This window comes from Rickettsia parkeri (assembly GCF_051427245.1).
Classification (GTDB): Bacteria; Pseudomonadota; Alphaproteobacteria; order Rickettsiales; family Rickettsiaceae; genus Rickettsia; species Rickettsia rickettsii.
Map to the genome: position 1 here is coordinate 1,216,898 of NZ_CP195774.1, position 25,337 is coordinate 1,242,234.

Genomic DNA, 25,337 nt, shown 5'->3' on the forward strand with positions numbered 1-25,337 from the left:
GAGCCATACAATAATGCTGCAACTGAAGGGAACATGGTAATCTAGAAAAATATTCAAACCCTAACCAATATATGTCTTTTCTTACCGGCAGAGAGCTTTATAACTTTTTTATCGAGTAAGAAATTAGTGTTAATTATCATATTTTCATCTTCGACTAATCTATCATTTATCTTAGCACCATTCCCTCTTATAAGCTTGCGTGCTTCCGATTTAGAAGTAACAAGCCCTGCTTCATGAAATAATTCATATGCACTAATACCTGCTTGTAATACTTCCTGCTCTAAAACAACGGTAGGTAAATTCTCATCGATTTGTCCTTCTTCAAATATCTTTACTGCAGTTTCTAGAGCTGATTTTGCTGCCTGCTCCGAGTGACAAAGCTTAGTTAGCTCATAAGCAAGCTGTTTTTTAGCTGCATTAATATCTTCTGCCGCTAAACTCTCAAACCTATTAAGCTCTTCTTGAGTGAACTCGCTATATAATTTGGCAAATCTAACTATGTCGGCATCTTCGCAGTCACGCCAATATTGGTAATAATCATACGGGCTTAACAAATCTTCATTAAGCCATACCGCTCCCGCAGCAGTCTTGCCCATCTTAGCACCAGAGCTAGTCGTAAGTAGCGGTGTCGTCATACCGAATACTTCTTTGCCGCTTATTTTACGAATTAAATCCGCTCCCATTACGATATTGCCCCACTGATCACTACCGCCAAGCTGCAAGCTGCAATTGTAATGCTTGCTTAAATAGTAAAAATCATAGGCCTGCAATAACATATAGTTAAATTCTAAGAAGCTTAAATGCTGCTCACGCTCAAGCCTTAGTTTTACCGAATCCATAGTCAGCATACGGTTTACCGAGAAATAGCTACCGAAATCCCGTAGAAAATCTAGATAATTGAACGAATCTAACCACTCTGCGTTATCCAGCATAATAGCATCACTTTTACCGTCACCGAATTTGATAAACTTCGACAAAGATTTTTTAATACCTTCGGCATTTTTAGCTATATCTTCTTTGCTTAAAATTTTGCGCACTTCGTCTTTCCAAGTAGGATCACCGATTTTACTCGTACCGCCGCCGATAATTACAATAGGCTTATGCCCGTGCTGCTGAAGCAATCGCAGAATCATTATCTGCATTAAACTACCGATATGGAGTGATGTAGCAGTACAGTCAAAACCTATATACGCAGCTATTTTTGTTTCTTTCGTTATAGCAGTTAACCGATCCAAATCGGTACATTGATGGAAATATCCTTTATTTATAAATTCTTCTATAAAACGCATATATTATTTCTTATTTTTTAAAAATTCCTTTTTTGCTTTTCTGCTAGGAAATAAAGTGTTAAGGAAAATAGCATCTTTATCACCTTTTATATAAAGTACTGCATATACTTGCGCAATCATTTGAACATATAAAATTTTTTGACCTTTATATTTCTCTTAATTATGATGTAATTTAATATCTAATAAATTACCATCAGCAATCGACTGTATTATTTCTTCAAAGCCTATACCACGCTCATTCAATAACTTAACGTTCTTTTCATGATTATATCTATACTTGGTCATAATATTTAGAGTTTAGTAGGGTCTGAATGAATTAGCATATTTAAGATAGGTCTGATAAGGCAAACCATACTTAGAAGCTTTAATTTTTATTGCTTCTATGTCGTGTTCTGCAATCCTAATAGTAACAGATCTTTTTTTACTAAGATGTGCTTTTGCAAATTTTTGAAGCAAAGCTATTTCACTTCTATCATCAATTTTTTGCTGCTTTTCAAAATTATCTTCAATATCTTGTTCGTAAGAATCTAGTTTGATACTCATAATACAAACATTTTCAATGTTATAAAGAATGTAAGTACTTTGTCAATACTTGATATATTAGATTATCATGCGAATATTTGTAAAAGCAGCAATATCAACGGCTGCATGGAGATTTTATGCTCATCCTACAGTTGCTATGGGGATTTGTGTTGGAACAGCTCTTGCATATTCGCCGGAGAACACATTTGAGTTATTAAAAAATACGACTTATACAGGAATAGAAGCAGCAAAATTTGCTTATGAAAATACAGCAGGAATAGTAAACGGAATAGCCGGCTTAGCTCATCTTGTGTATGATAACTTACCAAGCTACAGCAAAACTCCTCAAGTGGATCTAGTCGGTAGCATAGAAATTTCATGAGTAGATGCTGTTGCATAAATCTCTAAAATAGCCAATAACTAAAAAAACTGATTATGTCATTCCTGCAAACCAGGGACGTTGTTGCATAAATCGGTGTCATTCCCGCAAGACATTGTTGCATGAATCAGTAAAATCCACTGTGTCATACAGTGGTTTGACCACGGTATCCAAAAAAATAACTTAAAACACTGGGGATGCCCGCTGCTGCAGGAAGACATTGCCCGCGTAGATCGATTCCACCATTGTCACCCCGTAGCCTGTACCTGCTGGGTCCAGTTAAAAATACTAGTATTTTTTTTTATCATATTTATGGATCCCGTGGTCAAGCCACGGTATGACAACAGGAAATCGATCCATACAGGCAATGCCCCACGGGAATGACATAGAATAAAAACTGTCCGGTTACCTTACTGATATCTGTTATATTTTATAATAATAAAATTTTATTTCGTTGTTTTTAAATGCATCTTTTTTATTCCTAAAACCCTTTTTCAAAGAGCTACAGGAAAAATTAATATTACCGGCTTGAGCCGTGTCCGGTCCTTCATTTTTTATTTTCTCTATATCCTTACTACTTGGTACTACAACGGCAATATGCCCTGCTCTTTTTGGATTAGCATTGTTATATACGGATACAACAAAATATCCTTGATTAGCAAATTTTTGTGCTTGAATAAAACTATCATCACGATTTCCTGCTTTAACAAAATGCCATCCGTTCTTTATTCGGTCTTTTTCAAGCCACTCAGCTTGCTTATTTGATAAAGTAAGGTATAAAAATTTTATCGCTTTCAGGATGGTAGAGACTGATTTGGAAGCCCCAAGGCTGCACTAGCAGCATACGCAAAACAACTACAATGAGTCAAACGCTTTAACTTAGGAGAATTATATTTTTCTGTTTCTTCTAATAAAGTTTCTCCCGACTTACAATTTATTACATTACCTTTCTACCACTTTTCCTCAACATTTAAAAAGTTAATTACTGCTAATTTTTTTTTAGCACTTTCTGATATATTGTCTGCTTGTGCAGTCATATTAATCCAAAGTAAGTAAATTATGATTAATTTTATTTTATTCATTTTTTTCTCATATCAATTTATGAACCTCTATGTACAATATATAATATGATAATTCAACTATTAATTGTAATTTTTATATTTTATTATTCAGAGAAACATAAGAACACTCTATGTTTCTTGACAAATGCTATGCTTTTATATATGCTTCTTCGTATGTTAGCAACAAGAAATAAGGCTTAGAAATAAGTACTTCAAACTTAGGCACCCGTAGCTCAATTGGATAGAGTATATGACTACGGATCATAAGGTTAGGGGTTCGACTCCTCTCGGGTGCGCCATTCTTCAATTTCTTTCACTTTTATGAATGAATCAAACGGTGGACGCAGCATAAAATCAAGCTTTTCAGGTTTAAGTGTTAGGTTAGAAAAACTAAAGGTGGTAGAAAAACGATGCGGGCAGCATTATATATGGCAACTGTTACGTCTGTAAGATATAATTCTGCAGTTAAACCTTTTTATAAAAGACTTGTAAAAAAAGGAACAGCCAAAAAGTTAGCTCTTATCTTGACTTCTTAAACACAATTACCTATGTAAAGGATAAAGAACTTAAAGGCTTAGTTAAATGCCGTAAGCTGGAACGGACTATATTTTGAGCGAGGTGGATTTAGCTTTACCAAGTGAGCTTTAAGCAAGAAAGAAACACATTTATTCCCGGGAAATAAAGATTTTTCTTCTATATAGAGTTATCTCCCAGTTGAGATATTGCTTTTTGACTGATCGTTTAAAGCTTTCCATTGTACTTAGCAGCAATTATCTTTTGCCTAGGTTCATTTTTTGCTTCAGCTTCACTAGAAGAAGTGTCAGCAGTCAATTTCTTTTGTCTCTATTTTTTCAAAGGTTCATGTTCTTTATCTTTGCTATGTTCTTTCTCCGGGTTTATTTTAAGCGGGGTGTCCTTAATCTTTAATTCCCCTTTGCCTATATATCTTACTATACCGTTAATTGCTATTTTCTTCTCCTGTTCTGATAAAGCGTTATATTTTTCATATGCTGTTTTACCTAGAAAATCCTCTAACCAGTCAGGATTTTTTCTTATAGCATCTATTAAATCCCATTCATATCCTACTCCATTTCCTCCGCTAGTAGTAATATTAAGCGGTATTAAGTGTTTTTGTTTACTCTTATCAGTAAAATGCAAATCTACATTTTTCGTTTCTTTATTTATAATTAAATCACAACTAATACAACAAAATTTAGACAATCCTATGTATTATATTTCTGCACTTAATTGATTATCACGATCTGGAAGTTGTGCTTTTATATACTGTATTATTCTCATTTCAGCATGAGCTTTATCGCTAAGTGGACCATCTAATACAATTTTATATGGTTGTTTTATAGCTTCAATAATTGAATGGACAAATTTTTTACTTGCATCAATAGTATCAGGGTTTAATGCATCTTCTCATTTCATCAAATCTCTTCTAGCTCTAGCTACTGCCTTCACTACTTTTGGACTTACACTGGTTACATTACAGACTTTTTGTTGAACCTCTTGATTATTATTATGGTCGCTATTATTTTTATAATAATATTGTGCAACATCTAGAAGTAGCGCTTTTCGTTGAGTAGATAGATTTTGTTGTTATAGAAAATTTTTTTGCTCTTCTGTAGGTAAAGCTGTGTAAGTAGCATAATCTTGTAAATATTTAAAAACTTTTGTGGTATGTGTCTCAATTTGTTCAACTTTATTTGTGTTCACACTAGAATTATGTAATTCGTTGAACGCTACTAAAATTTGTTTGCCGTCAAAACATACGGCACTACATTGGCTATTATATTGAATTAACCTACCTAAGGCATCAAAGCGTCTATTTTGTAAAGTAGTATCATTTTCTTTTATAATCTTTGAGTTAAGTCGAGTACGGAAAGCATATGCAAAATTCTGCAGATTTGAGTTGTTGTTGTCATTGAATAGCCCGTGGGTAGGATGCTCGTCAGCAAATCCAACATGAAATACCATATAAGGAACAAGTTGTTTTGGAATAATCTTGTCTGTTTTACTTGCTAAAACCGCTAGAACTGCTAATTTTTCAAAACTTTCATCCAGGGCTTCACTATTATTTTTTTTCTTATAGTGTTCAGTAAGGATTTTTAAGGCAGATATAGATTCGTTTAATATAATACTTTTTAATAAAGCCTCTCTCGATTTTTTATCTCTTATGATTCCTCTACTGTCTGGCTATCTACATATTTAACACACTCTACTGTTAACCTTTCTTTCTGTGCATTTGTTAGATTTGCCATATAAATATTATTTTATAATTTTAATTATTTTCTCCTAAAGCCTCAACGCTTTTCTCAAATATTGAATTATCAATATCATTACCGTCTACTAAAATCATCATGTTACCTGGAATGCTTTTTAAGCTTTCCGCACCCAAATTGGTTATGTTATTATCTCTTAGATCTCCTAATTTAATGTTCATAAGCGCTAATTTTTTTAGAGAATTGTTTTTTTGATGTTCGCTATTGTTTCAAAACCTAGATCTCCTATTTCAATATTATTGCTTATGAGTAAAGTTTCTAACGCTTTATTTTCGGTTAATGCAGTAGTAAGTTCTTTTATATTATTATGGGTTAAATTATTGTTATTAAGATTTAGAGTTTTTAACCATGGATTTAATTTTAAAGCAGATGAAGTTATTTGTTTTAAAACTAAAGTATCAATAGGTGTGAGGTTAAAAAAACCTTCAATTACTTCTGCACTTTTTTCGGAGATTCTTGTTTCATTTAATATTAATTCTTTAATATATTGATTAGCCATTAAAGCATGCAGTAATTTTATGACTCCCTCGTTTCTAAGGTTATTATACCCTAAATTTAACGACATTAATTTTGCACTGCTAATATTATTTGCGATAACGTCGTCTATCCCTTCGGCAGTAATATTCATTTGTCCTATATCTAAGGATTTTAACGGTAGTTTTGAATGAAACAACTCACTAATAATTGCTGCTCCTTTATTTCCTACTTCACTACTACCTAATGCTAAAGAACTTAAATTAGGGTGGTTTTTAATATCATCTATTAATATTCTTAAATCTTCTATTTTCAGCGCAATAGAATTTAAAGATAAATATTCAAGAGAGGTATTATCTGCTAAAGCATCAATAAGAATTTTTATTTTTTCACTATCTAAAGAAGTAGAATTCAGGTTTAAATGTGATATTTGATTTAACTTTACAATTTTACTTAGATTTTTTATATCATCGTTACTAAGGTTGCTGCCATATAAATCAATTTCTTTTACTACAGTATTTTTCTCTAAAGTTTTAATTACAATTGACAAAAAACTACTATCTTCTTCATAAGGTAGTTCTACACGAACAATTTCAGGATCATTATTCTTAATTTTCTGCAACAATAAATCATTTCGACTAAGGTCAATTTTTTGTCTTTTGGGAGACTCATCTTTCTTCACATCATCTATGCTACACAAGATATAGACATTGAAAAAGGTGGTAGTAATAATTGTTGTTTTACGTCCTATAGCGTCTCCTATCCAACCAAATATTAAAAAGCTCCAAAAGGTCTTAATAAATATGTTGAACAAAAAGCAGATGAATAAATAAAAACTACTTTTGGATCAGCCTTTGGAAAAAACAATTCATTGAATACTACTACCATATGTACATAAAGCATAAGGTCAAAATATTCAAGAAATGTACCAACAGATAATAAACCTATTGCTTCTTTTTGATTACGATTTAAGCTGCTTTGTTCCTTCTCATAGCCGAGCATAATGTTTTTATAAAAAATTAAATTGTAAAGAAACTTATACTGTTTTATATAAAAGTCAATAGGAAATTTCGCTTTATACGATAAATAAGGAAACGAAGTACAACTTAACTCACTTCATATACTAATGCATTGATCTTATATGAATATGGCATAACCTCACCGATAGTGGAAAACTAAAACCTATTAAGAACCAAGTTAAATAAAACTTATATCCCAAATATTGTTTGAATAGATAATTAATATATGCAATCAAAGCTACTGAAGCGACAATGATAGCTAAATTAATAAAACGATTTAATTTTGATTGAGGAAAATCAAAATATTTATAAAACAGCCCCCAGAAATAGTAAAACCGAGTAATCCCCAAAATACCGTCCATACCCAAGCAAGACAATTCACGTCAATAATTTTAAGATAAACTACCACCGGTACGGTTAATAGCCATAAAAACGCTCCAAACATATAAGGGTATTTTTGAATAATCTCTTCTTTGGTTACACTATATATAACAGCAATAACCATTATTCCAATTGTTATAGATGCAATAATATCAACGGATAATGATAGCCCTTATAAATCAGCGAAAATCCCATACCGGTTAAAATCACTACTATTATTATTCTTAATAAGGAATATATAATATTTGCAAAAAACCAACCGTCAAATACTACGCCGCTGCTCATATGACCGCTAGGGAAAGCAAAACCTTTAATATTTAGAGCAGGATTCAAAGGTATTTCAAATGTATATTTTAACAATATATTTAAAATTGTAGTGAAAAGTAATACACAAATAGCTTGTGCAAATAGTTGCCTCCTAATATAGTAAATCCGAGTATTATGATAATCTCATAACACTCTTCTTGTCCAAATAACAAAAAAACTTTTGTTGAATATTGAACAAAATATCCTTATTCATTACTTTACTTAATTTTATTTATATATAATTGAAGTTATCATAAATAATAAGCTATAGATATGAAAAATATTTTCCACAAATTTGTATTTACTCTTTTCGTATGTTTAATAAATTTACAACTAATTGCTGCAAGCTTTAACGAAAAAATACCTTTATATTTTAAATTAACTAACGAAAATCTGTTAGCAGGACAAAATGCGTTAAATATTGACCTTTGCGACTCTAGAATTAAAGAATGGTGTACAAAGCCACAAAGAGAGCTAGGGCTTAACGGAAAAAAAATCAATGATTACATATATATATTTCACCTGATATTAAAGGAGAATGGCGATTTGGCTGGTGGTATAACATAAATTTTACTCCAGAAAACAATTTTGTAGCTCATCAAACTTATAAGATTACTATCGAAGATTATATATTCCCTAATTTTGTCGGTTTAAAAAGTAATAATATAAGTTTCACGACTTTACCACTACTTCCTATTATTAAAGAAATGAATTATCTACAGGATAATATCGATATTTCCAAAAAATTCGTTCAAACTAAAATAGCTTTTAACTATCCTATCGATCCTAAAACTCTAGAGGAAAGAATAGAGTTTATAAAATCTTCAACTAAAGAAAAATTACCGTTTTCTATCAAATTCAATACCAATAATACGGAAGCTACGATTATTACTAATATACCACCGCTTACAGATAAAGAAGATACAATTTCCGTAATTATAAAAGACGGTGTTAAACCTCTACATGGCGGAGAAGTTTTCACATATAAAAATGTAAAAGATCCAAATAATAAGACGCCAAATAACATAAGATATTCTTATAAAGAAAATGTATTAATTCCAAGTCTATCCTCATATTTAAAAATCACTAATAGTACTGCTACAATTGTTAAAGATGATAAACTAAAACCGAAACAGATAATTATAATTACCACAAATACACCGGTGTCGGGTGAGGAAATAAAAAAACATTTAGAGTTATTTTTATTACCGCAGGATAAGCCGGCTTTCTTAGGAGTTGCAGGCAAAAAAACTATAAATGGCAAAATCCGAAAGAAATAACCGATGATATTCTTAAATCGAGTGAAAAAATAAATTTTGAGCTTTTATCTTCCGTCCCAAGCATTACTACTATGCATAGTTTTAAAGTAGATACGTTTGCCTCAAGAGCTTTGCTTGTTAAAGTAAATCAAGGTGTTAAAACATCGGATAATTTAACACTCGGCTCAGATTATTTTCAAATCGTACAAATACCGGATAACCCTAAAGAAGTTAAGCTAATGTCCGACGGTTCTATTCTTTCATTAGCCGGCGAAAGAAAGCTTCCCGTATATTCACTTGGCATAGATAAATTATATTTAGAAATCGATAAGATTAATCAGCAAGAAGTTAATCATTTAATCAGCCAAACAAATAGATATAATATTTTCCAAAACCCGACTTTTATAAATCAATATACCTTTAATGAGTATAATATTTCCGAGGTATTTCAAGAGGAAGTAATAGTGAACTCTCAAAATTTAAATTTACCTCATTATACCGATTTAGATTTCAGTAAATATTTTAATTTAGAAGAAGCAGGCAGCTATTCCAATGGGTTATTTCTAGCAAAAGTTTATGCTAAAGACAATAATAACATTATATCTCAAGATAAAAGATTAATTTTAGTTACCGATCTTGGTTGTATAGTAAAAACCGATAAAACCGGGACGCATCATATCTTTGTTTCTTATATCAGTAACGGTAAACCGGCTGGAGGCGTAAAAGCAGATATTATAGGACTTAACGGTGAGGTGTTAGTAAGCAGCAAAACCGATAGTAAAGGACATGCCGTTTTATCAAATATAAATGATTTTTCAAAAGAAAAAACTCCAGTGGCTTATATATTAACTACTAAGGATGATTTTTCATTTATGCCGTATAGTAGAATTGATAGACAAGTTAATTATTCTCGGTTTGATGTAGCAGGAGCCGTTAGTTCTGATCAAGGGTTAAAAGCTGATTTATTTTCCGATCGTGGCATCTATAGACCAAGCAAGCAAGGTCACATAGGCATTATGCTCAAACAAACCGACTGGCAAGGAAAATTTGACGGCTTACCTTTAGAAATACAAGTAACTAACCCTAGAGGAAAAGTAATAGATAAAAGTAAAATAGTTCTAGATGCAGAAGGATTCGGCGAATATTTATTCTCAACGCTTGATGATGCCTTAACCGGCTTATACAATATAAGCTTATATTTAGTAGGAGATAAAGGCAGCAATAACTATCTTAATAGCGTGTCTGTCAGGGTTGGTGATTTTCAGCCTGACCGCATGAAAATAAACATAAACTTCAATAACTCACAAGATGAGCTATGGACGAATCCAAAAGATCTTAAAGCAACCGTTAATCTCATAAATCTTTACGGCACTCCTGCAGAAAATAGAAAAGTCAGCGGCTTTATTGATATTAGACCTACCGAGTTTTTCGTACCTAGATTTAAAGAATATAAATTTTATAGTAGCAAAGGAAATAAAGAGTTTTTTTACGAACGTTTAGGAGATATTACTACCGACTCTAAAGGTACGGCAAACTTTGACCTTAACCTTGAGAAATATTATAACGCTACTTTTAATCTAACATTTTCAGCAGAAGGATTTGAGCCTGATTCAGGAAGAAGCGTAAACGCAAGCAAATCGCTTATAGTGTCACCTCTGCCTTATATTATAGGATTTAGAAGCGATAGCGATCTAAAATATATTAAGACAAAAACAAGCGCGGCAATAGAATTCATAGCCATATCAAATAAAGCAGAAAAAGTAGCTGCACCTAATTTAACTCTTAACTTAAAAAAGATTAATTATGTAAATAACTTAGTAGCAGATAGTAACGGTAATTATTCTTACAGTTCAGTACCTATTGAGACTAATATATCTTCTGACAAAATTAATATCACGGCAAACGAAAGTTATATTTATAAAGTGCCTACTAAAGAAGCAGGCGATTACGTTATTTACTTAACCGATAAAGAAGATACAATCTTTGCCCAAGCTGAATTTTCGGTAATAGGTGAAGGAAATGTTACGGCTAATTTAACAGACAAAGCAAATTTAAAAGTTAAACTTGATAAAGATGATTATACAGCCGGCGATACTATTCTTTTAAATATTATAACTCCTTATACAGGTTATGGGTTAATTACTATCGAGACCGATAAAGTACATAATTTTGAATGGTTTAAAGCTGATGAAAATAATAGCATTCAAGAAATAAAAATTCCTGGCGGCTTTGAGGGTAAAGGATATGTAAATGTACAATTTATAAGAGACATAGAAGCTACGGAAATCTTTATATCACCGTTTAGCTATGCAGTAGTACCGTTTACTGCGGGCATTTATAAACATAAACAAGATATTGGATTAACACTTCCTGCAAAAATCAAATCGGGAGAAAAGCTAGCAATTCGTTACCGTACTACAAATCCCGGTAAAATAATAATATTTGCTGTTGATGCAGGGATATTATCATTTGCTGGTTATCAGACTCCCGACCCGCTTCATTACTTTATTAACGATAAAGCCTTGGAAGTCCGAACATTACAAATCATGGATTTAATATTACCTGAGCGTCCTTTATTAATGAAAGCTTATATGGCGGCTCCTGCCGGAGACGGTTGTATAAATGTCGCTCGAAACCTTAATCCGTTTAAAAGAAAAAGCCAACCTCCCGTAGCATTTTGGTCAGGAATTTTAGAAGCAGATCTTGATGAGAGAGAAGTCACATTTGATATACCAAGCTATTTTAACGGCACTTTAAGAGTTATAGGGGTAGCCTCAAGCCTTGACTCTATAGGAACTTCCAAAGCTGATTTATTAGTCCAATCCGATCTTATTATCAATCCAAATTTACCTTTATTTGTAGCTCCAAATGATGAATTTACAGTACCGGTAACAATATTTAATAACCTAAAAGATTCAGGAAATGCTCAGGTTTTTCTAAATATTGAAACAAGTGAAGGACTTAAAATATTAGATTATCCTAAAGAGATCCCGATAGACGAAAATAAGGAAGCTACTATTAATGTTAAATTAAAAGCGACTGATCAACTCGGTTCAGCAAATTTAAAGGTTGTGGCTTCTATAAATCACCTAAAGCCGGATATAATATCTATGGCAGTAGTACATAGCTCCGAATTAACTAGTACTACGAGCGTTCGCCCTGCTAGTCCAAGCGTTACAACAGTTAATACAGGCTTTATTACAGACAACAAGGCTAATTTAAAAATCTTACGGGATGTATATCCTGAATTTGCTAAACTACAAATTTCCGCTTCTAAATCACCGCTAGCTATTATTTCTGGCTTTAAAGATTTCCTAGATAATTATCCTTATGGTTGCACTGAACAATTAATAAGCCAAAATTTTGCCAATATTTTATTATATAATGAACAAGAACTAGTTCAGATTCTTAAAACTGATCGTAAAAAAATGGATGAATCATTATCAAAAATATTTCAAACTTTATCAGAACGTCAAAATTATGACGGTGGATTTAGATATTGGAACAATTTTAATGACGATTCCGATCCATTTATTTCCGTTTATGCTATGCATTTCTTAAGCGAGGGAGCAACAGATATTTAGCCGTTCCAAGTGATACATTTAATCAAGGTATTTACTATTTAGAGAATATGGCTAACAGATCAATAAACTCCTTAGATGAAGCAAGAGAAAAGGCATATGCGGTTTATATCCTGACGCAAAACAGCGTTATTACTACAAGCTATATTGCAAATATTTTAAAATATTTAGACGAGTACCATAAAAATACATGGCAAGATGATTTGACTAGCGTTTATTTAGCAGCTAGCTATAAAATGCTGCAAATGAATGAAGAAGCGGAGAAATTATTAGACAGATTTACTCTAAATAAACCTATATCAAAAACAGACTATCAGTATTACAATCCTCTAATAAAATATAGTCAGTATTTATACTTAATTGCTATGCATTTTCCAGAACGGTTAAAAGACTTTGACCCAAAAATTGTACAGGATATCGCTCTTTTTGCTAAAGATAACTATAATAGCCTATCCGCAAGCTATGCTATTATGGCAAGTCTTGCCTATGCCGATAAAATAAATCATGTAGACGAGGCTACTATTAAAGTAACCTCTACAGATAAAGAAGTTACTTTAACAGGCAATAAAGTGATGATTGCTGAGCTGTCGGTAGAAAATAAGAATATCGACTTAACATCCTCAAGTAACGGCTTTTTCTATCAGCTTTTAACTTCAGGCTATGATAAGCAATTAACAGAAAATAAAGAGATAGTTAAAGGCATAGAAATAACAAAAAAATATCTCGATGAAAATAATAAAGAGATTAGCAAAGTAAAATTAGGTGATAATATTACGGTGGAAATCACCATGCGTTCAGGTAGTAATAAAACCTTGAGCAATATGGTGCTACTTGATTTATTACCGGCAGGCTTCGAGCTTTTACCGGATAACAACCACATAAATATATTAGAACGCACGCAAGAAGTAATGATATGGAAACCGATATATATAAATAATCGTGATGATAGAGTTATGATTTTCGGTACTATTTCTGATTAAAAAATGACGCATCAGTATAAAATCAAAGCAGTTAATAAGGGCATATTCTCTACTCCTGCTATTTACAGTGAAGCTATGTACGACCCTCAAACTTACTATCGTGGTGTTATAGGCAATATTATTGTGGAGTAGCATTACCCGCACGGTTTTTATGTCATTCCCGTGAAGCATTGTTGCGTGGACCGGTAAATGCTCTTTATGTCATTCCTGCAAAAGCGGGAATCCAGTAAAACCTACAAAAAACTTGTTTTTTTAGGTTTATTTTGTCAATATTAAGACTACTTTTTCTGGATTCCTGCTTTCGCAGGAATGACATAGTAGGAGTTTATCCCACAATTACTTTCAGCTTCTCTATAGTTTTTGGATCTTTTACAAGTTCTAAAAATATTTCCTGCTCATAGGCAAGTAGCTCTTCTTCATTTGTTTCATTATGTGTATCAATAATATCTTGAAATTTGCTAAGCACCTTATTTTGTAGATCGTTATATTTTGATGTATCTATTGCTGTTGTGCTAAATTTATTTTAGGCAAAGTAATTTTATGCGGAATCGGTACTATCTTTTTAGGTAGGTTTAATTTTAAAGCTTCCTCTAAAATATAATGCTTGTTCATATTTACGTGCATATTCTCTACATCATAATCTGCTTTAAAGTAATCCGGCTGAACTTGTTTTATTCTGCTCTATAATATTGCTGATATTTCTAATTATAGTTTTATTACCATTACTTCAAGCAAACATTTCGGTAACACCGCCCCACCCGGGTATTAAACCAACACCACGTTCTACAAGCCCTGCGTTAAGTTTTTTGATTTCCTATAATAAAGCTTGAGTGCAATAACAGCTCATATCCACCTCCAAGTGCCACACCAAGACCACAAGCTAATAACATGTACAGAGGAATATTTTAAGTGGAGCATGGTTTGCTGTCCCAGCTTTAGTAAATTCTCTAGATCGTGAAAATTCTTATCTTCAATATAAGACAGAAGAAGTTTTAAATCAGCACCGGCAGAAAAATTATTTCCTTGCGGATAAATATAAAGATTTTTACCGTCATTTTCGGCTTTACTTGCTGCTTCTTGTAGTAAATAAAACACCTCATGATTTAAACAATTCATTTTTATAGTAATAACAAAAATCAAAACATCTTGATAAAGTATTAATTTTGCCGAGCTATTCTCTAATACTATCTGACTTTCTTGTAAAATATCTTTGTGAGAATTAAATTTTTGTTTATCGATTTTTTGATATTCTTTATTGGCTAAATATTGCGGAAGTGGGATATGCATTAAATCGGCATTTTTAATTACCGAATTCCAACCGTTTTTAGCCGCTATAGTTAATAATTCAAATGGACCATATTTCCAGCTGTAACCAAGCTTCATAGCAGCATCGATATCATAAATATTATCCGTAACCGACGGAACTAGACCTGCTAAATAAACATAAAATTCCGTGATAATTTCAGTAAAAAATTTCCGTAAACCGAATCACTTACAAGAAGCGCATCAAGATTAAAATATCTACTTTTTGAACAGGACTATATGATAAGTCGTTTATATTGATAACTTCTTTAATCTTTTTGCCATTTGATACCGATAAACGATCAAATCCACCGTCACCTTTACGTCCAATTAACTGCTTCTCTATCATCTTATCAAGAACAGGGGTCTTTACATATTATTTTATGATAAGCATCATTTGCAGGAAGAGAGGCAAGTAATGAACTTGAAATTAACTTCATTACGTCATACCCGATTAGATCATATAAACCGAAAATTCCGGTACTCGGCAACCCCAAAAATGTAGTAAATATTTTATCTATAGTAGCAACATCAAGATTCTGACTTATCGCTTTACGGGCTACTAATTCAAGTAAAAAATACCCTACTCTATTAGCAATAAAACCAGGCGTATCATTACATTTTACTATAATTTTACCAAGCGTTTTCGTTAAGAACTCTGATACTCTTTCTATTACTTCAGCCTTTATCATAGGGTCTATAATTAACTCAAGCAGTTCCATATTATCTTGGCGGATTGAAGAAATGCGTAATAACGAACCTAGATTTAATATTATCTGGTAAATTCTCTTTGAGTCTTTCAAGCGGTAATGTAGAGGTATTAGAAGCAATAATTGCATCTTCTTTAAGATAAGGAATAATTTTATTATATAATTGGTGTTTGATTTCTAACTTCTCAACAATAACTTCAATCACTAAATCACATTCTTTAATTAAATCTAAATCATATTCTAAATTACCGATGGTAATGAAATTTGCTCTATCAGGAAAAGATAAAGGTAGAGGTGGAGGTTTTTGTTTATGCAAATTTTCTTTAGCGGTGTTAACTATTTTATTAGGATCATCGGAATCTTTAGCGATAATATCAAGCAGCACTATTTTATAAGAGGAATTAGCAATTAACGCTGCAATCCCTGAACCCATTACTCCCGCACCAATAACACAAACTTTTTTTATTTCATTTTGCATAAGTTACCTTCTGTGTTACCCCGTGCCTTGACCATGGGGTCCAGTTAAAAATAATAAAAATTTTTATTATTTTTTGGATCCCGTGGTCAAGCCAAGGGATGACATCGAGTGTGTTTTTCGATACACACAACCATGTCCCCTTGCAATAACGTTATGTCATAGAAACACTTAAGACTTTTACCGACGCCACCCCCGGCTTGTCGTAAAATTTTAGCACATTCATTTATAGTAACAGCAGTGGTAACGACATCATCGACTAATAAGATTTTTTTACTTACAATATTATACTTTGTGTTAAATTTGATACTACCCTTTATATTATTTTTGTGTTGTTTTCGTGGGAGAAAAGTCTGAGACTTAGTCCATTTTGCTTTAGTTAAAATCTCAGCTTTTAACATTTTATCGGTAACTTTTGCAATTTCCATAGCTAAAATATGAGCAGGATTATACATTCGTAGGTACAGGTATGATTAAATCAATATCTTTTATATCCTCACTGCTATATCTATTATATAAAAGCTTAGCAAAGGTCTTAGCAAATATCGTCTTATCTTAATATTTAAACTGATGAACTATTTTTTTGCTATGCTCATTACACTTAAATAAGCTGCGAGCAAACTCATAATTAGGTTTGTTGCTATAACCACAAATGCAGTTATCTAAGATTTTTATACTAAATCTTTGTCCACATATACTACAATAGGGTCTTGCTATAAACTCTAGCTTCTTCCAACAATCGCTACAAAATTCACCGCTCCCCTCCCCCTAGTATTTCCGCACCGCTTAAACATCTCTGCGGCAAGATATAATCTCTATAAGATAATTATAAGTCTTTATTAACAATTAAAATCCTCTTGAAGATTCATGGTGTTTAGAAGCATTTGGTGTTGATTGTGATGATGGTGCGCTAGCACCATAACGAACCCCCTTGCCACGTGACAAATTCTCTTGCATATGTTGGCTTGCTCATGAGCTTTATTTTGCTCAGGTTTTACTTTATTACTAACATTTGGAGTTATAAAAGATTGAAATATTTCTTCTTTTTTACCGTACATTTCTTTTAAATCACCAAATTGTGATTCAACAAAATAACCGACTCCTACTTTTACTGCCGATTTAACTTTTTCAAAATTAGTTTTTTCAGCAGGAGGAGCAAATTCAGGTCTCGCTGCAACCTTTGCTCTAGTTACATTAAAATGCTCTCTTAGCTGCCCTTCACTTAATTGATCAATTTTAGGGGGTATAGTTAAAAATTCTTCTAATGCTTTGGTATCTATTTTTGCTTGCCTTTCTTTTTCAAGCAAGTCTTTCTTATCTTCATAATTTCCTATTGATGTTTTAAACTATTTATTTTATCTTTTTTTCGCTCCATACGCACTAAATTAGCATCTCCTTCACCTATTACATTAGCTCCGCTCCTCCTCCAATAGCACCTGCTACCAAACCGCCTATAATACCGCCTACAAAGCTTACTTGTGCTACTAAAGATACCGTCTCTAAGGTAGTATCTTGCTTTTAAAATCTCTTTAGTTCTAGTTATATTTAATTTTTCAGATTCAACTTTTTCTTGGTAAATTTTAGCTAATTGAGTATCCAAGACATTTTTAAGTTCAGGGCTATCTTTTGCTTTATCTATTCGAGTAGTAACTACTAACTCTGATTGCTTCACATAATTAGCTTTAATATTTTCTAAAGTTTTTTCTTTCTATCTAAACGCTTATCTTCTTTTACTTCTAAAGTTTCTTTTCCAACATTGTAAGCAACGGTTGATAAAGAAAGTGCAGCAAGCCCAACCCCGACGGGAGTGGGATTCAGGACTAACGATACTGCAACGCCGCCAATTCTAGCCGCACGTCTTACTGCTTTACTACCTAATGTTTTATATGTTTTCTCTAGAACATTTGCTGCAGTTTCACCACCGGGTAGTGTCATGATTTTATTTAATGCCTTATCGGCTAAACCGGGACTTGGGGGACCTTTCTCTTTAATTTTTGCACCTTGCTGAAGTGTATCAACCGGATCATAAGCTTTTGCTACTTTTTCTCCAACGTTAATTACTCCTTCTACTAATATGAGTAGGACTAGCGATAACTTTACTGCCCTCCTGTACCACTTCGATTGCTACTCCACTTGCAGCGATTCCGGCACGAGCAACTCTAGCACCGTAAAGTGCCGTATCCTCTTGCAGCGTTCTTTTTCCTGCTGGCTTATTTTACGATTGCCGTTCTCCTGTGAAGGCTCAGAAGCTTTTGTTTGTGCTGCTTCTAACAGCTCTACTCTTTCAGGGGTATTTATTGAAGATTTAAGCTTATTATCTTCTGCTGAATTTTTTATTCCTTCTTCAGGAGTATTAATAGATGATTTACTGCTTAAATTTTCTTTACTCATGCATATCTCATAAAATTATGTTCTATGTTATTTCACATTCTATGTCATTCCCGTGAAAGCGGGAATCCATCTTTTAAAAAGTATAAACAAACAATGCTTTTATCGATTCTTGATTACTGGATTCCCACTTTCGCGGGAATGACATCAGAACTAGCTAGAAATGATACAAAAGAACACTCACCTCTTCCCCATCGCATAGCTAGTAATCAAGTTTTTTACAGGTTTAAAATTATTGATCACCTTAAATCCTATTTGTCTTAAACATCTTAAATTTTTGGAATAATTTGAAAAAATATTATTTAACTCATCAGTCAGCTTATACATAATAAAATTATCCTCTTGCCTTAACTTTTGATATTCTTGTAATGTGCCATTATTACTAACTATCATACTCAAAATCTCTATATCCTTTATGCCCTGATTAAGCCCTTGTCCGGCTAGTGGATGTACTGTGTGGGCAGTGTCGGCAATAAGCACTATACGGTTATGAAAATATCTATTTGCTATACGGGCTTTTAGTGGAAAGCTACTAATCTCACTATCAATAGTAATTTTACCTAGGGAATTACCGGCATTTCTTTGAGTTAAAAACCTAACTTCTTCTACAGGCAAATTAACAATTAAAGCAGCCTGATCAGAAGAAGTTGACCATATTACGGATGAAGCATATTGATCTTTTAAAGGCAGCAAAGCAAAAGGACCAAGCGGCAGGAAATGCTCCATAGCACAATTTTCATGCGGCTTTTCATGCTTAATATTAAATGTAAGAGCAGTTTGATAAGGTTTCTCAATTTCATTAGCAAAGTAATGAGACCTCACTTTTGAATTTGCTCCGTCACATATAATTAATAAATTACACTTAATTTGGTTATCATCAAATTTTATAATCGAGTAGTCATTATGGCTTATAACCTCTTGATATTGATTATTATCAATTAATGTTATCAACGGATTATTAGTTATTTTTGACAATAGCATTTTTTTAAAGTCGCTATTCTTAACCACATATCCAAGTACAGCGTCAGCGTCATTTCGTAAGTCTAATATCTCTGAAGCCTGATTATCTACTACATATATGTCTTGCATTTCTGCTACAAACTTCTCAAGCTCTTCCCATATATCAATAGAGAATAAGAAATTTTTAGAATGCGGCGTTAAAGCAGTAGTTCTTATATCTTTAAAAAACTCTGGGCTTTTTACCGATTTACTCTCGAATATAGTAGTTTTTATACCCTTTTGTGCAAAAGAAAGCGCCGTTAACATGCCGCTAAGACCGCATCCTAAAATTACCGTATTAGACATCTTCCCAAACTCTTCTACTTCTAGAGGTAATTTGTGCGTCGATCCGATACTCGCATCCTCACGTACGCTTGTGTACTCTGCGGTGCTGCGTTTCGTGTCTCCTACAAATTCCTCTCTATAAGCGAATTTGGCAAGATGTCTATCAATCTGTTTTGTTTTCATTCGATTCATTTATGAAATATTTTAAATATCCGTTTGTTGCTATAAAGCTTAGAAGAAAATAAATAATTGCTATATCCAAATATGAACTATTGCCTGAGTATAAACCTAAACAACAAATCAATACACTAGCTAAAGTCGTGAAACTATTTAAAATCAATAAATTTGTAAAAATATCCGTTTTGCTGATAAATAGGTAGGTTATTAAGCAAATAAATAATGAAATAATAATTAAAAAGATGTTAAGCATAATTTTTAAAATCGGTTTTACTGTTGGATACACAATCGTCATCGTCATTGCGAGGAAATTACGAAGTAATTGACGAAGCAATCTCAGGAGCTTGTTATTATTTCATGAGATTGCCACGCTCCCTACGGTCGCTCGCAATGACGACTTGGATATCTCCTACCCCTCTCATTATATATAATCATTTATAACACTACAAACTGCAAATAAAATTAATTAAAATTCCTTAAATAATTTTAATATTATGTAATCTTAGCCAACCTTTACATTATAAATAGCTATTGTGACAAAAATGTTATAAAAAAATGTTGCTTTCTTTTACATTCGGCATTAACGTATATATTTAGGTTCTTGCGTACGATTGCTAATTGATTTAATATTTTACGATATTTTTTGCTGCAAATTATAAGATTTTTTCTGAAATATGAATAACTAATTCTTTCAAAAATCTTATAATTTGCAGCAAAAAATATCGTAAAATATTAAATCAATTAGCAATCGTACGCAAGAACCTAGTATTAATATTTTTAAGGTAAATTGTAATGTCACAACTAGATGTTTTAATAGTAGACGATGAAGAGAGTATACGAAATCTCATTGCTGCAAATTTGAAAGATGAAGGTTTTAACCCTAAGGTTGCCGCTAATAGTACTCAAGCCCTTAAAATACTTTCCGAAAAACCGGTCTCTGCAGTTATACTTGATATTTGGCTTCAAGGAAGCGAAATTGACGGACTTGGGATTTTAGAGATAATAAAAAAACGCTATCCTTTAATTCCGGTAATAATTATTAGCGGTCACGGTACTATAGAAACAGCAGTAAATGCTATAAAAATGGGTGCTTACGATTATATAGAAAAACCGTTTAATAATGATAAATTAGTTATTTTACTTACAAGAGCTTGTGAAGTAACAAAGTTAAAACGCGAAAATATAGATTTAAAATCAAAGGTTATAGATAAAACTGAATTAGTAGGCGAATGTTCGGTGACTTTAAAATATAAAATGGCAATAGCAAAGGCAGCTACCTCTAGCAGTCGTATAATGATTCACGGTAAAGTCGGTAGCGGTAAAGAACTTGCAGCAAGATTAATTCATAAACAATCTAAAAGGGTTAATAATCCGTTCATTATTTTCAGCCCTACCTGTATGACTACGGAAAAAATCAATCAAGAATTATTCGGCGAATCGGAAAAGCAGGCAAATAATAAACGCCCTACTATCTTAGAATTTGCCAATAACGGTACTTTATATATAGATGAGGTCAGTAATATTCCTATTCCTATCCAAGTAAAATTATTAAAATTCCTTAAAGATCAAACTATTACAAAACCTTGCGGAAAAAATATTAAAATTGATATAAAAATTATCACCGGTACTTCTAAAAATATCCAAGATGAAGTTAATAACGGCAAATTCCTAGAAGATCTATATTATCGCCTTAATGTATCCTCTCTAAAAGTACCTTCATTATATGAAAGAAAAGAAGATATACCGCTACTCGTTAAGTATTTTGTTAAGCAACTTTCAAAATTTTCAGGTTTAAAAGAACGTAGCTTTGCCGATGAAACTATCGCTGCTCTTCAATCCTATGAATGGCCGGGCAATATTAGACAATTACGTAACGTTGTTGAATGGACTTTAATTATGAATCCGTTAACTACAGGTAATAATGAAATTATAAAACCTTATATGATACCTTCTGAAATATTAGCAAATAGTGCTAATCTTACAAAACTTGAAGATAGCTTTGATATGTTATCTATGCCACTTAGAGAAGCTAGAGAAGTTTTTGAGCGTCAATATCTATCGGCACAAATGAGTCGTTTTAATAATAATATTTCAAAAACATCCTCATTTGTCGGTATGGAAAGATCGGCTTTGCATCGTAAATTAAAATTATTAAGCTTACATATACCTCCTACAAATAGAATAAATGACGAAGAATATGAGGAAGCAAATGCTTAAAGTCATATCAATAATTACGATTTATTTGTTATTAAGCAGCTGCTCCGAATCTACTCGTGATGCGAACGGATTACTTACGGATAGCCAAAGCACGGTAATTCGGAATTATATAATATCGCAAAATTCTAAAAACCTTAAAGTGAACCTTAAAGAGAAGTTCGGTTCAAATTTAAAAGGAGTAAAATTAATAGGAGTACAGCTAATAAATGAAGATTTATCAGGAATAGATTTGACTTCCTGCGAAATATTACGTGCTGATTTTGCAGGTAGCAATTTAGACAAAGCAATACTTACAAATGCTATAATTCAAGAAAGTAATTTTGCAGATTCGGTAATAAAAAATATTTCCGGATATAATTCTGACTTTCAAGGTTCAATTTTTCACAATATAACATTACAAAATACAAATTTTGTTCAATCAAATTTTAGCGATACTGCTTTTAATAAAACTACTATAATAAATGTCAACTTTGAAAATTCTAAATTTAGTCATGTATTATGGAACAATAATACTATCGACGGCGTTAATTTTCAAAAATCTAACCTACAGAATAATAGCTTTAAAAATACTAATATAACAAATTCAATATTTTACGGTACGAATTTAGAAAAAAGTATAATAGATAATACCAATTTTACTAATAATTATTTTGAATCTAGCAACCTAAGTCAAACTACATTAACAGCAGTAATAATTAAGGATTCTAACTTCACACAAAGTATTTTTAATAAAGTAAATTTTAATAACGTACAAAGTAATAACTCTTGCTTTTCATACGCTTCCTTTCAAGATTCAACATTACAAAATATTAGCCTTACTAAATGTGATTTACAAAATAGTACAATTAGTAGTTCAGTTTTAAAGCATTTTAAAATCAATAATGCGATATTAAATAATATGAGTCTAAACGATAATAAATTTAATACTTTATCAATAAAAAATAGTAATGCTAATTTTGTAAGGATTAATAAAACTAAAGGCTCAAATATTACTTTAGATAATATTAGCTATACTAATAATATTTTTAGCAATAATGATTTTAAACAATTTATAGTGATTAATACTGACTTAAACAGCAGTGAAATAATAAACTCAACTATAACTAACGGACAATTTAATAATATAAATTTTTCTAAATCTTTAATACAAAACGTAAATTTTTCAGATGTTAAAATTACTTTAGGCAATTTAAACCAAGTAGCTCTAATAAATTCCACTCTAACAAATACTGCGGTTATTAACTCCGTCCTTTCTAATTCGCAAATAAATAATATTAACTACCAAGCGTATTCCGGTTTTATTAATACTAATGTTTCTAATAATATTATTTTAAATAGTGATAATTCGAGCAAAATTCTACCAAATAATATAGTAATAAATTCGGTAAAAGATTTGCAAAAAATAACTCACTTAGCAAATATGAATTTAACAAATTTTGACTTGAGCAACTTAATATTTGATAGAGTAGATTTTTCAAATAGTATCTTTAAAAATGCTAACCTAACAAATACGGTAATAAAAAATTCCATTTTAAAAGAGGCTAATTTTTCTGCAGCAATACTTACTAAAACAGATTTTTCACACTCAATATTAACAGATAGTATATTTAAATCAGCTAAAATTGATCAGGCGGGCTTTAATAACTCCGACCTAACAAATGCCGATTTTACCGAAGCAGCAATTAAAGATACTTCGTTTGATAAAGCTAAGACAAGCGGAATGAAAGGAGTAGAATAATCTTTAAATACCTTGGTCCTTATACGAACATTCAGTATGTCATCCCCGCGTGGCATTGTTGCGTGGATCAGTAAATGCTCTTTATGTCATTCCCGCGAAAGCGGGAATCCAGTAAAACATATAAAAAATTTTTTATATGCTTATTTTGTTAAAGGTATAATTTTGTCCAATATTAAGGGTTATTTTTCTAGATGCCTGCTTTCACAGGAAGAACATAGCATTTACCTTTGGTTGCTCTTGGAAGACTTTGCTTTATTAGTAGGAGTATTAGACGGTGTAAATGAATTATTATTTATAAAAGCAGTAGGACTTTGCTGCTTCATTCTATTAATAATTTGTTGTTGTTTAAGAGTATTTATCTTTTGTTTTCCGGCTATCCTTATAGATTGAGTAATTTTGGCAGTTTCTACAAATATTTCCTTAGGAGTTTGTAGCTGATCAATTCGCTCATAATGTTTTTTAAGAAACTCTTCTTTTATCTTTGGCTTTATTCCTTTCAAATCAACATATGTTCTATATAACTTCTTTAATTTTATTTGTTGCTTGGAAGATTGGTGAGGAAGTGATTTAATCGAATTAACAAGACTACTACCTATTTCTTTTATAATATTAACTGCAGGCGAAGCTATTTTCTTTATTCCTTCATAAATTTTACCTAACCAACTAGCAATAACATCTAATAGTTTAGGCGCATATTCTTTAGATATAGGGGGTATATCCCTTATAATATCTCTCGCTTCAGTTAGATTATGAGCTAAATGGAGTAATGCTTTTTTCTCCTCTAACTCGGTAGAGCGATTAGCATATGAACTAGCTATATCTGCCTGAGCATCTATAGTATCGGTAATTATTGATTTAGTATCATTAAAAGAAAGATCTATAGGTGTCTTTTTTTGCGTTATAGGACTGTCTTCTCTTAATTTATCTAGCCTATCACGTATTGCTTGGTCTTTTTGATCATTAAGGCTTTTACTTTTTTGTTCTAGTTTAAGCTCAGATTGCAGCTGCTCAATTAGATCGTCTACTTCATTACTGGATTTTTTTGTGGGGATATAAGGTCTATCTTGGAGCTTTGCAAACCTTTCTTCTAATTCTTCAAGTGATGGAGGAGTGCCTTTAAGTTTTGCTAGTCTTTCTTCTAATTCTTTTATTATTTGATCGTCCTGCTTTTTCTTAGACATATATATACCTCTATAATAATTCCTAGGTTTTGTAAAAGAAAATTAATAAGATTTTTGCAATAATAGTTATTCCTATTTCAAAAAAATCTTATGATTTACAACAAAAAATAGATTAATTTAATTTTCCGCATGCAAAGCCTAGTTATTAATAACACAAACTACTAACTAAAATAAAGTATTTTTTGATATGAGTTAAGATATAATTATATAAAGCTAGCATTATCCGTGTGGATCAGTTTTGCCATTGTCACCTAGTTCCTTGATCACGGGGTCTAATTAAAAATACTAATAATATTAGTATTTTAAGTTGTTTTCTGGATACCACA

22 protein-coding genes, 1 tRNA gene and 6 pseudogenes are annotated in these 25,337 nt (G+C 31.9%); 5 read left to right on the top strand and 24 right to left on the bottom strand.

Annotation, left to right across the window (positions count from 1 at the left end; translation table 11 throughout):
* Window positions 1–53: 53 nt before the first annotated feature.
* The 3 genes and pseudogenes from tyrS to ACSFFC_RS06945 all read right to left on the bottom strand — a co-directional run bounded on the left by tyrS (window position 54) and on the right by ACSFFC_RS06945 (window position 1,832).
* Entirely contained in the window at window positions 54–1,289 is a 1,236-nt protein-coding gene (gene tyrS, locus ACSFFC_RS06935; protein WP_014410833.1) for a tyrosine--tRNA ligase, read from the bottom strand.
* A gap of 3 nt (window positions 1,290–1,292) precedes the next feature.
* Window positions 1,293–1,574 (bottom strand): annotated as a pseudogene (locus tag ACSFFC_RS06940) (hypothetical protein).
* Between the two features lie 5 nt (window positions 1,575–1,579).
* A pseudogene (locus ACSFFC_RS06945) lies at window positions 1,580–1,832 on the bottom strand (CopG family antitoxin).
* Between the two features lie 67 nt (window positions 1,833–1,899).
* Between ACSFFC_RS06945 and ACSFFC_RS06950 the strand changes: the two are divergent.
* Both ACSFFC_RS06950 and ACSFFC_RS06955 read left to right on the top strand, forming a co-directional pair.
* Entirely contained in the window at window positions 1,900–2,193 is a 294-nt protein-coding gene (locus ACSFFC_RS06950; protein WP_014410836.1) for a hypothetical protein, read from the top strand.
* A gap of 1,280 nt (window positions 2,194–3,473) precedes the next feature.
* A tRNA-Arg gene (locus ACSFFC_RS06955) sits at window positions 3,474–3,550 on the top strand.
* Window positions 3,551–3,992: 442 nt separating this feature from the next.
* On the opposite strand, the pseudogene ACSFFC_RS06960 reads toward ACSFFC_RS06955, so the two are convergent.
* The 7 genes and pseudogenes from ACSFFC_RS06960 to ACSFFC_RS06990 form a co-directional block, all read right to left on the bottom strand.
* A pseudogene (locus tag ACSFFC_RS06960) lies at window positions 3,993–4,472 on the bottom strand (hypothetical protein).
* Between the two features lie 384 nt (window positions 4,473–4,856).
* Complete coding sequence (locus ACSFFC_RS06965; RefSeq protein WP_014410840.1) at window positions 4,857–5,234, bottom strand: hypothetical protein; 378 nt, start codon at window positions 5,232–5,234, stop codon at window positions 4,857–4,859.
* A 304-nt stretch (window positions 5,235–5,538) separates the two neighbouring features.
* Entirely contained in the window at window positions 5,539–5,700 is a 162-nt protein-coding gene (locus tag ACSFFC_RS06970) for a hypothetical protein (RefSeq protein WP_014410841.1), read from the bottom strand.
* A 229-nt stretch (window positions 5,701–5,929) separates the two neighbouring features.
* Window positions 5,930–6,695 (bottom strand): annotated as a pseudogene (locus ACSFFC_RS06975) (leucine-rich repeat domain-containing protein).
* A gap of 92 nt (window positions 6,696–6,787) precedes the next feature.
* Window positions 6,788–7,015, bottom strand: a complete 228-nt coding sequence (locus tag ACSFFC_RS06980; RefSeq protein ID WP_004998146.1) for a hypothetical protein — start codon at window positions 7,013–7,015, stop codon at window positions 6,788–6,790.
* A 294-nt stretch (window positions 7,016–7,309) separates the two neighbouring features.
* Window positions 7,310–7,537: a hypothetical protein gene (locus ACSFFC_RS06985; protein WP_499217206.1), complete on the bottom strand. Its 228-nt coding sequence runs from the start codon at window positions 7,535–7,537 to the stop codon at window positions 7,310–7,312.
* An 11-nt stretch (window positions 7,538–7,548) separates the two neighbouring features.
* Window positions 7,549–7,773 (bottom strand): phosphatase PAP2 family protein, encoded by a 225-nt coding sequence (locus tag ACSFFC_RS06990; RefSeq protein WP_010977441.1) that lies wholly within the window; start codon window positions 7,771–7,773, stop codon window positions 7,549–7,551.
* A gap of 219 nt (window positions 7,774–7,992) precedes the next feature.
* Between ACSFFC_RS06990 and ACSFFC_RS06995 the strand changes: the two are divergent.
* Window positions 7,993–13,671, top strand: a pseudogene (locus ACSFFC_RS06995) (alpha-2-macroglobulin family protein).
* A gap of 193 nt (window positions 13,672–13,864) precedes the next feature.
* On the opposite strand, the gene ACSFFC_RS07000 reads toward ACSFFC_RS06995, so the two are convergent.
* From ACSFFC_RS07000 to ACSFFC_RS07060, 13 genes and pseudogenes are all read right to left on the bottom strand, one after another.
* Window positions 13,865–14,005: a hypothetical protein gene (locus ACSFFC_RS07000; RefSeq protein ID WP_231282932.1), complete on the bottom strand. Its 141-nt coding sequence runs from the start codon at window positions 14,003–14,005 to the stop codon at window positions 13,865–13,867.
* A 377-nt stretch (window positions 14,006–14,382) separates the two neighbouring features.
* Window positions 14,383–14,922, bottom strand: a complete 540-nt coding sequence (locus tag ACSFFC_RS07005) for a Clp protease/crotonase-like domain-containing protein (protein ID WP_041472223.1) — start codon at window positions 14,920–14,922, stop codon at window positions 14,383–14,385.
* A gap of 109 nt (window positions 14,923–15,031) precedes the next feature.
* Window positions 15,032–15,190, bottom strand: coding sequence for a hypothetical protein (locus tag ACSFFC_RS07010; RefSeq protein ID WP_014410843.1), 159 nt, complete (start codon window positions 15,188–15,190; stop codon window positions 15,032–15,034).
* A gap of 4 nt (window positions 15,191–15,194) precedes the next feature.
* Window positions 15,195–15,563, bottom strand: coding sequence for a 3-hydroxyacyl-CoA dehydrogenase family protein (locus ACSFFC_RS07015; protein ID WP_014410844.1), 369 nt, complete (start codon window positions 15,561–15,563; stop codon window positions 15,195–15,197).
* A gap of 1 nt (window position 15,564) precedes the next feature.
* Window positions 15,565–16,029 carry a 3-hydroxyacyl-CoA dehydrogenase family protein gene (locus ACSFFC_RS07020; protein WP_014410845.1) on the bottom strand — a complete coding sequence of 155 codons (465 nt, stop codon included), beginning with the start codon at window positions 16,027–16,029 and terminating at the stop codon, window positions 15,565–15,567.
* 86 nt (window positions 16,030–16,115) lie between these two features.
* Window positions 16,116–16,481, bottom strand: a complete 366-nt coding sequence (locus tag ACSFFC_RS07025) for a ComF family protein (RefSeq protein ID WP_012719840.1) — start codon at window positions 16,479–16,481, stop codon at window positions 16,116–16,118.
* Between the two features lie 100 nt (window positions 16,482–16,581).
* Window positions 16,582–16,746, bottom strand: a pseudogene (locus tag ACSFFC_RS07030) (ComF family protein); the annotation flags it as partial.
* 119 nt (window positions 16,747–16,865) lie between these two features.
* A complete protein-coding gene (locus ACSFFC_RS07035; protein ID WP_014410846.1) occupies window positions 16,866–17,333 on the bottom strand; it encodes a hypothetical protein in 468 nt (155 codons plus the stop codon).
* Between the two features lie 23 nt (window positions 17,334–17,356).
* A complete protein-coding gene (locus ACSFFC_RS07040) occupies window positions 17,357–17,698 on the bottom strand; it encodes a hypothetical protein (protein WP_014410847.1) in 342 nt (113 codons plus the stop codon).
* 20 nt (window positions 17,699–17,718) lie between these two features.
* Window positions 17,719–17,961 carry a hypothetical protein gene (locus ACSFFC_RS07045; RefSeq protein ID WP_014273606.1) on the bottom strand — a complete coding sequence of 81 codons (243 nt, stop codon included), beginning with the start codon at window positions 17,959–17,961 and terminating at the stop codon, window positions 17,719–17,721.
* Window positions 17,962–18,150: 189 nt separating this feature from the next.
* Window positions 18,151–18,417 (bottom strand): hypothetical protein, encoded by a 267-nt coding sequence (locus ACSFFC_RS07050; protein ID WP_014410848.1) that lies wholly within the window; start codon window positions 18,415–18,417, stop codon window positions 18,151–18,153.
* Window positions 18,418–18,594: 177 nt separating this feature from the next.
* Entirely contained in the window at window positions 18,595–19,881 is a 1,287-nt protein-coding gene (ubiH, locus tag ACSFFC_RS07055) for a 2-octaprenyl-6-methoxyphenyl hydroxylase (RefSeq protein WP_014410849.1), read from the bottom strand.
* A complete protein-coding gene (locus tag ACSFFC_RS07060; RefSeq protein WP_012719844.1) occupies window positions 19,862–20,128 on the bottom strand; it encodes a monovalent cation/H+ antiporter complex subunit F in 267 nt (88 codons plus the stop codon). The genes ubiH and ACSFFC_RS07060 overlap by 20 nt, the downstream gene beginning before the upstream one ends.
* 539 nt (window positions 20,129–20,667) lie before the next feature.
* On the opposite strand from ACSFFC_RS07060, the gene ACSFFC_RS07065 reads away from it, so the two are divergent.
* Window positions 20,668–22,092 (top strand): sigma-54-dependent transcriptional regulator, encoded by a 1,425-nt coding sequence (locus ACSFFC_RS07065; protein ID WP_014410850.1) that lies wholly within the window; start codon window positions 20,668–20,670, stop codon window positions 22,090–22,092.
* A complete protein-coding gene (locus tag ACSFFC_RS07070) occupies window positions 22,085–23,830 on the top strand; it encodes a pentapeptide repeat-containing protein (protein ID WP_014410851.1) in 1,746 nt (581 codons plus the stop codon). The genes ACSFFC_RS07065 and ACSFFC_RS07070 overlap by 8 nt, the downstream gene beginning before the upstream one ends.
* A 221-nt stretch (window positions 23,831–24,051) precedes the next feature.
* Here the strand turns inward: ACSFFC_RS07070 and ACSFFC_RS07075 are convergent, their stop codons facing one another.
* Window positions 24,052–25,011, bottom strand: a complete 960-nt coding sequence (locus tag ACSFFC_RS07075) for a hypothetical protein (protein ID WP_014410852.1) — start codon at window positions 25,009–25,011, stop codon at window positions 24,052–24,054.
* Window positions 25,012–25,337: the final 326 nt, after the last annotated feature.